General features: G+C 56.4%; 7 protein-coding genes. All 7 read left to right on the top strand.

Going from position 1 to position 7790, the window contains the following annotated elements; all coding sequences use genetic code 11:
• The coding region (locus tag PACILC2_RS23240) for a dynamin family protein (RefSeq protein ID WP_244863785.1) at positions 1–1847 on the top strand (1847 nt) is incomplete at its 5' end.
• 324 nt (positions 1848–2171) lie between these two features.
• Positions 2172–2873 (top strand): response regulator transcription factor, encoded by a 702-nt coding sequence (locus tag PACILC2_RS23235; protein WP_213531167.1) that lies wholly within the window; start codon positions 2172–2174, stop codon positions 2871–2873.
• Entirely contained in the window at positions 2870–4342 is a 1473-nt protein-coding gene (locus PACILC2_RS23230) for a HAMP domain-containing sensor histidine kinase (protein WP_213531165.1), read from the top strand. The genes PACILC2_RS23235 and PACILC2_RS23230 overlap by 4 nt, the downstream gene beginning before the upstream one ends.
• A 199-nt stretch (positions 4343–4541) precedes the next feature.
• Positions 4542–5450 (top strand): LolA family protein, encoded by a 909-nt coding sequence (locus PACILC2_RS23225; RefSeq protein WP_244863784.1) that lies wholly within the window; start codon positions 4542–4544, stop codon positions 5448–5450.
• Positions 5451–5454: 4 nt separating this feature from the next.
• Positions 5455–5790 carry a hypothetical protein gene (locus PACILC2_RS27545; protein WP_244863783.1) on the top strand — a complete coding sequence of 112 codons (336 nt, stop codon included), beginning with the start codon at positions 5455–5457 and terminating at the stop codon, positions 5788–5790.
• On the top strand, positions 5769–7184 hold the full coding sequence (locus PACILC2_RS23220) for a M56 family metallopeptidase (protein WP_244863782.1): 1416 nt from the start codon (positions 5769–5771) through the stop codon (positions 7182–7184). Before PACILC2_RS27545 ends, PACILC2_RS23220 begins: the two co-directional genes overlap by 22 nt.
• Before the next feature lie 253 nt (positions 7185–7437).
• Positions 7438–7614 (top strand): hypothetical protein, encoded by a 177-nt coding sequence (locus tag PACILC2_RS23215; protein ID WP_213531163.1) that lies wholly within the window; start codon positions 7438–7440, stop codon positions 7612–7614.
• Positions 7615–7790 lie beyond the last annotated feature (176 nt).

Genomic DNA, 7790 nt, shown 5'->3' with positions numbered 1-7790 from the left:
CTCGGCCGGGCCGCCGAGCTGCTCGCGCCGTTCCGGCGCTCGGCACGCAGGCGGCCGCCATGCGCGCCCGCGCGGAGCGGCTCGCGCACAGCCGCTTCACGATCGCGCTGTTCGGCGCGTTCAGCGCGGGCAAGTCGTCGCTCGCCAACGCGCTGATCGGCGAGCCGGTGCTGCCGGTATCGCCGAATCCGACGACCGCGGCGATCAACCGCATCGTGCCGCCGGCGGAATCGTTTCCGCACGGCACGGCGCGCGTCGTCATGAAGACGCGCGAGGCGATGCTGAGCGATTTGCGCTATTCGCTCGCGCTGCTTGGCGAAGAGGTGGACGGCGTCGACGAGGCCGGTCTGCTGCGGCGGATCGCGTCGCTGTCGCCGGAAGCCGTTCGCGCCGGCGCGCGGCCGCATTACAGCTTCCTGAAAGCGGCGCATCAGGGCTGGGAGGAGAATGCGCCGCTGCTCGGCCGGGAGCTGGCCGCCGACCGGGAGCAGTACCGCCGCTTCGTAGCGGAGGAATCGCGTTCCTGCTTCGTCCGCGAAATCGAGCTGCATTACCGCTGCCCGATGACGGATCAGGGCATCGTGCTTGTCGATACGCCGGGCGCGGACTCGGTTAACGCCAGACATACCGATGTCGCGTTCAACTATATTAAAAACGCGGACGCGGTGCTGTTCGTCACCTACTACAACCACGCGTTTTCGCAGGCGGACCGGCAGTTTCTGACGCAGCTCGGCCGGGTGAAGGACCAGTTCGAGCTAGACAAAATGTTTTTCCTCGTCAACGCCGCCGATCTTGCCGCTTCCGCCGAAGAGCTGCAGGGCGTGCTGGCGCATGTCGAGCGCAACCTGCTGGAGCACGGCATCCGCTTCCCGCGGCTGTTCCCGGTATCGAGCCTCGAGGCGCTCGACGCCAAGCTCGCAGGCGACCGGGAGCGGCTGGCGCGCTCGGGGCTCGCCGCTTTCGAAGACGCGTTCATCGGCTTTACCCGCGGCGAGTTGGGACAAGTCGCGCTATCGGCCGCCGAGCAGGAACTGGAGCGGACGAGGTCGACGATTGCGGACTGGCTCGCGGCGGCGGAAGGCGACGCCGCGACGCGGGAAGCCGAGCGCCGCAGATGGCGAAGCCTGGCTTCCTTCGCGGCGCGCCGCGCGGCCGAACTGGCGGTCGAACCGGTGCCGTCCCGTATGGCGGACGAGCTGCGGGAGCTGCTGTTCTACGTGCTGCAGCGCATCCGGTTCCGGTTCGGCGATTTCTACAATTTGGCGTTTAATCCGTCCGCGCTGCAGGACGACGGCCGCGATATGCGCAAGACGCTCTGGCTGGCGTGGCTCGAGCTGCAACGGCTGCTGCAGACGGAGCTGTCGCAGGAGCTGCTCGCGACATCGCTGCGGATGGAGAAGACGGTTACCGCGCTGTGCGGCGAAGCCTACGGCCGGGCGGCAGGGGAGCTCGCCGCCGAGCTGAGCGGATATGCGCCTGCGCCGTATGCTCCGGAAGAGCTGCCGACGCCGGAGCCGCCGGCCGACTGGACGACCGACGCGGTAGAGGCCAAGTGGCTGTGGAGCCGGTTCAAGTCGCCGCGTCACTTCTTCGAAGGCGACGGCAAAGCGGCGCTGCGCCAGGAGCTGGAGAAGCTGCTGGCGGAACCGCTGCAATCGTGGGCGTCGGCCCGCGAGGCGGAATGGAAGGAGCTGTACGCCGGACATTGGGAGCGTCTATGCGCCGCGGCGTCGGCCCGGCTCAAGGAAGATGCCGCTGCGTTCGTCGAAGGGAAGATCGCTTCCCTGGAAGACGGCGCCGATCCGCAGTCTCTCCGCAAGCTGCGGGACGATCTTGCGAAGCTATAGACGTCCGGACCGATAGGCCGGAACAGGAGAAGGGGCTATCCCAATAGGTCTTGAATGACCTGGGGATCGCCCCTCTTTTTTTAGCGCTTTGGTAAAATGAAAAGTAGTCCTCCCGCCAGATGCTTGCCCATATCTTGCTGAAAAAGGCGGCGGTGGATTAAAAATAATGGTGTCAAAAACGCGCACGGCATCAAACGGAGGCCGCTTGTATACATTTTACGCGGTTAGGGAAATTTCGGACATACGGATCAATTATAAAGAAAGTATATAATTTGCGATGATCAAAACCTGATATGTTACATTGGGACACAGGAGGGAGCATTCATGAAGGGCAGCCTGCTGCTGGTAGAAGACGATCCGGAAATCGCCCGCGTTGTTCGCGATACGTTAAGGAGGGAAAACTATCATGTGACGTGGTCGACGAGCGGTCTGGAAGGGTGGGAAGATTTTTTAAAGCAATCTTACGATCTTGTACTCGTCGATCTGATGCTGCCGGAGATGGACGGCTTTGACCTTTGCAAAAATATTCGCTGGAAAAGCGACGTCCCGATCCTGATCATCAGCGCACGCAAAGAAGACGAAGTCAAGGTGAAGGGCCTTCATCTCGGCGCAGACGACTACTTGACGAAACCGTTCAGCCTGGCGGAACTTAAAGCCCGCGTGGAGTCGCTGCTTCGCCGGTGGCGGCGTTACAAAGGGCAACCGGCGCCGGAGAACAAAACCGAATACATGGGCGGCCTGACCTTGTATTGGGACAGGCAGAAGGCTGAACTGGACGGCTCCGAAATTGCTTTGACGGCCAAAGAATTCGATTTGTTGAGCGTGCTGGCGCAGCATCCCGAAACGGTCTTTTCCAAAAGCGAATTGTACCGGCACGTTTGGCAGCAAGCGGACGCGGCAGGACTGCATACCGTCACGGTCCACATTAAATCGCTTCGGGAAAAGCTTGCCGACCCGGTGAAAAATCCGCGGTTTATCCAGACCGTGTGGGGAAAAGGCTACCGGTTTATCGGTGAACCGCTATGAAAATCAAAACGTGGCTGTTGCTGTCCTATTTTATCGTCATGATTCTCCCTTTGACCGCCGCGTATGTCCTGTTCGTCTGGGTTCAGGCCTATCATAAAGATTTGAATGTGGAAGAATACGTGCAAAAACAGGCTCATTTGCAATACTTGATCTCCGTTTTGGACGATCCGAAATGGTATGAAATAAACGCGGAACGCGCGCAAGTTGAAAAGCTGATTCAACCGCAGGTTTCGATCGTTCTCTATAATCGCGACGGTGTTGTGCTCTACACTTCGGATCCTTTGCGCGTTTCGCCGCAATTTTCACTTGGCAGGAAACAATTGTACGAAAATCTGTATTCCCTGCAACAAGGCTACCGCGCTTACGGCTACAAGCAGCCGGTTTTTTCAGGCCCCGAACTGGTCGGGTTTTTCGACATCCAATTGAGCCGCGACGAATGGGTTTCGGGCGTATCGCAGCGCGGTTGGCTCGTGGCCGGCGTTTTTATAGGCTTGTTTACGCTGATCTACTTGGCCGTCGTGATGGGGGTCAATCGCAAGTTAAACAGCAGGTTGACTCATTTGATGCGGCAAATGACCGCTTTCGCCAAAGGGGACACCGTCCAGGAATTGCCCGGGGGGAAAGACGAGATCGGACAATTAACCGGACACTTTCACAAAATGCGCAGGCAAATCGAGGCTGCAAGAAAAAAGCTCGCGCAAGAGCAGCGGGAAAAAGAATTCATGATTGCGGCCATTTCCCATGACTTGAAAACGCCGCTGATGTCGATCTGCGCTTATGCCGAGTCGCTGGCTTCGGAGCAGGAGTTGTCCGCGAGCGAGCGGGAAGAGTACCGCGGCATTATCGTCGAGAAAGCCAACCACATGAAACAGATGCTGGACGATTTATTGATGTATACCTTGCTGCAGTCGCCTACCTATGAGATCGAACTGGTGGAAGTGGACGGCGGTGAATTTTTCGACATGCTGGTTTCCGATTATGAGCCATTGTGCAAAGAAAAACATATCCAGCTCCTCGTTCGCAGCGATGTGAGTGGCAATGTCCGGGTGAACCCGAATCAAATGATCCGCGTCGCGAACAATCTGATGAGCAATGCGCTGCGGCATACGAAAACGGGAATGCGGATCTGGCTTGCGGCCGCTTCGTCGGATCGCCTCCCCATGGAGTGGCTGTTCGATTTCGTGAAAGAAGAGGCCCGGTTGGATACGCCGGACAGCGTATTTTTTATCGTTCAAAATGAAGGAGAGGGCATTGCGCCAGACAAGCTTCCGCACGTGTTCGATCCGCTTTACCAGGCAGATCCGGCTCGAGGAAAACAAGCTGCCCGCGGGGCCGGCCTTGGACTTAGCATTACGAGGCGAATTTTGGAGAAGCATGGCGGCGACGTTGCGATTTATTCCAAGGAGAATATCGGCACTTGCGTAATCTGCCGCCTGCCCTTAATGAACGAAGAAGGTGAACGGACATGACAAAGATAAAGAAAAAGGATGTTTGGGCTTGATCGGGCTAATGACGATCGGACTTTTCGGCTGTTCGTCCAACCCGGACTTTTTACCGGAACAAGTTCTTCAACATGCGCTGGATCGATCGCATGAACCTAGCGCGCATTACGTCGAAGTTGAAATGAAAACTACCGATGGGACAGGAAAAGAGCCGGAGCTGATCCTCATGAAAGAATGGGCGAGCAAGGACGGCAAAAGGCGGACCGAGGCGGAGGCTCAGGACGGAAGCGGGAAGACGGTTACCGTCCATGACGGCGCCCGGCTGATCATCTATATGCCTGAGCTCAAGCAGGCGATGGTCAGCGATGATCCGGAACTGCTCCAAATCGGACAAACGTCGCCGAAAAAGCAAGCCGAGCAGCTGCTGCAAATGATTCAGCAAACCCATGAGATTTCCGCCCGCGGGGAAGAAGAAATTGCCGGCCGAACAACGTACCGGCTCATGGCCAAGGCGAAAGACAGCACCGCGTTGTTAGGGGATCAGGAACTGTGGATCGACAAGGAAAATTGGATGGTTTTAAAATCGGTTTCGACATCCGGCAACATTCGAACGGAAACGACATACACCAAAGTGGAGCTGAATCCGGATATTCCGGCCGATACGTTTGCGCTTGAACTTCCCGAAGACGTTGAAATTCAAGATTTGAACGAAATGAATCCAACCCGCGAAATCACCATGGAGGAAGCGGTTGAAAGCATCGGAAAAACGTTTCTCCATATTCCCGAAAAGGACGGACTCGCCATTTCCCGCATCGAATTGACGGAATTGCAAGGCGAGCTGAAACGAAATGAGGTGAATCTGGATTACCGGAAGGACGGGGTTCCTTATTTCACGATGTCCGTGTTTCCGTCTCAGGAAGATTCCGAAGGGGAAGAGCAATCCGCGGCCCTTCCCGGCGAGAAACCTGTCAAGATTCGCGGCCAAGCAGGGGTATGGATGGAAATGAATGATTTCCGTTCGCTCGTTTGGCAGGAACAGGGGCTGAATTACTCTGTCTTGTTTATCGATCCTAACTTATCGCTGGATGAGTTCAAAGCGCTGGCGGATACGATGATTCCTGTTCAAAAGGGGTGAAGGGATGAACATTTTGCCCGATAATCTGGCCATGATATCGGTCGTTGCGCTGGCCGTCATCATGAACGTCGTTTCGGTCTGGCTGCCGAAAAAAGCCGCAACCGCTGCGGAAATTTTGTTGGCGGCAGCGGCGCTGACCGGGTTGTTCGTCCGCTTTCCGGTTGGACAGGCGATACTGCTGACGGCCATCGGCGCCCATGCATATGCCGCTTTTTCGGAGTTGATCGATCGAAACAAACGGGAGATGCGAATGGCGCTCCGGCAAAACTGCAGGAAGTCCGGGCGGTCGAAATCGTTCAGCGCAAAGATGCGAGGCGATTGGCGGCGGATGTCGCGTTGACCGGCTTGGTCAGTCTGGGGGCGGTGCTGTTTTTTGGGCTGGCGCCTGAAACCTATGCGGCATTGAAGGTGTTTATCGTCTTTATGATGATTTCCGTATCGATACAGACGATAGAACGGGCGGCGAATTTTTATTCCGCCCGCCTGTATTGGCTTCCGGAGGAGGAACATCTTGTCGTGCTGTCCCGGTTTCAGCCGAGGGATTTTCCGCTCCGGGAATTGAAAGAGGCAAGCGTCTGGTCGTCTCCCGACCTGCTCAGGCTGCATCCGCTTTTTACGTTCATGTCTTCGCATCAGGATTATACCCGTTCGTTCGGACAAGTGCTGAAGCTTTCGTTTCCCGGGGAAACGATTTACTTGTCGCCGGATCACGCCGTTCATTGGCACCGGCTCCTTGCTCCATTCGCTTCCGCTTCGGACGGGACCGGCGGGAAAGAGAAAAAAGTGCTGCCTTTGTGGCACCCTGCCGTGCTGAAACGGTTGTTTTGGAAAGGTTATTATGCCTCAACCGTTAAAGGCGTGTCCGCCTATACCGGACTTTTGGCGATTTTGCTTTGGCTTAAAGCGCCGGCATGGGCTGTCGGCCTGTTCGTCTTGTTATGGTGGGTTTTGAATTTCTACGTTTCGGATCGGGTGTTAATCGCCGCGACGGATGCCGAACCGATCACGGAAGGGGAAATTTTTGAGCGGGCGCAAACGATTTTCAGAAAAGCAGGCATTCCCCATACCCGCTTGTTTTCCGTCGATTCGCCGGATTATAACGGCTTTGCCACCGGGATGAATATCGGACGCGGCGCGATTATGCTGACGACAGCCACATTGCAATTGCCGTCCCCGTCCGTCGAAGCGATATTGGCGCACGAAGCGGCCCATATCCGCAAGCGCGATGTGTTGACGAATCAGCTGGCGCGGTTCCTTTTTATCGGATTGCTGGCCGGTATGGCGTATCTGTTTTTCGATCAACTGAAGTGGCTCGCGGAAAATTTCAAAATCGCGATGTTTCTGTTGATTTATGTTTTCATGCTCGTTTTCCCCATGTATCTTTCCTTTATCGCCCAGTGGACGGAGGTGAGAGCGGATTTTACCGGCGCAACTTGGCTTTCCGGAGGAACCATGCAGATGGCGCAAGGATTGACGGATTTGGCGGCCGCCCAGGACCGCGATCTCGAGAAATCGATGGCGCACCGCATGACCGACGGCCGTTCGTCTAAGAGCCGCGCTTCGAGCGCTTCGAGTCTGGAACGGGATTCGTGGCTCTGGAGATTTCTCGAATTTCAATTCATGGCCCACCCGCCGTTGTATTGGCGGATCGGCAGTCTCGCCCGCAACGGGAATTGGCGCGAAGCGAGAAAGCGCTGGCTGAAGGACAGATTCAAGGAATCGCTGCCCGGCTGACCGGTCGGCGATCCTCGCCGGCACCCATGATCCGATATCGACGGCGGGGTGACTTATCCGCATGAATGACAGCCGGGAGGCGAATTGGGCGACCATATCCATTCGCTTGCGTTAATTTGGGGCGTTGCGACAAACGGACTCATCCATTTTCAAAAATGGTTTGGGTTTAGTTGTGGTGCGCCTTTTTTTGTTTTCGGCTGCCTGTCCAACTAAAAACCATCTTGAAAAAGGAGGGTTATGAGGCGTATGCGGCGTGGTTGAAGCAGCAGCGCTCCCGGACGTTGCCGAAAAGCCTGACCGGGCAGGCGATCGCTTACAGCTGCTGGACGACCTGGATAAGGAATGGGCCAAGCGAGGGTTGCGCTTTGTCCGCTATGCTGACGATTGGTTAGCGGCAAACCGCGTGTTCGGACATGCAGGCTGCGATTGAGGCTTCCATTCACGATCCTCCGTTAACGATCCTCCGTTAACTATCTTCCACTAACGATCCTCCGTTAACGATCATAACGAAACTGACCAACGCCGGTCTCGAAATTGCCTTCGACGAAAGCTTTGACCGTCTCGTAAGCGGCGGCGTCCGTTCCTTTCAGCTGGGACAAATGATAT

Source organism: Paenibacillus cisolokensis (assembly GCF_018403665.1).
Taxonomy (GTDB): Bacteria; Bacillota; Bacilli; order Paenibacillales; family Paenibacillaceae; genus Paenibacillus_AH; species Paenibacillus_AH cisolokensis.
Note: the sequence above shows the minus strand (reverse complement) of the source record. Positions and strands in the feature narration are given on the sequence as shown.

Excerpts from the sequence above, each read along its gene's own strand:
- PACILC2_RS23235 (WP_213531167.1), top strand. The coding sequence starts at position 2,172 with ATGAAGGGCAGCCTGCTGCTGGTAGAAGACGATCCGGAAATCGCCCGC.
- PACILC2_RS23230 (WP_213531165.1), top strand. The coding sequence starts at position 2,870 with ATGAAAATCAAAACGTGGCTGTTGCTGTCCTATTTTATCGTCATGATT.
- PACILC2_RS23225 (WP_244863784.1), top strand. The coding sequence starts at position 4,542 with ATGAAAGAATGGGCGAGCAAGGACGGCAAAAGGCGGACCGAGGCGGAG.
- PACILC2_RS27545 (WP_244863783.1), top strand. The coding sequence starts at position 5,455 with ATGAACATTTTGCCCGATAATCTGGCCATGATATCGGTCGTTGCGCTG.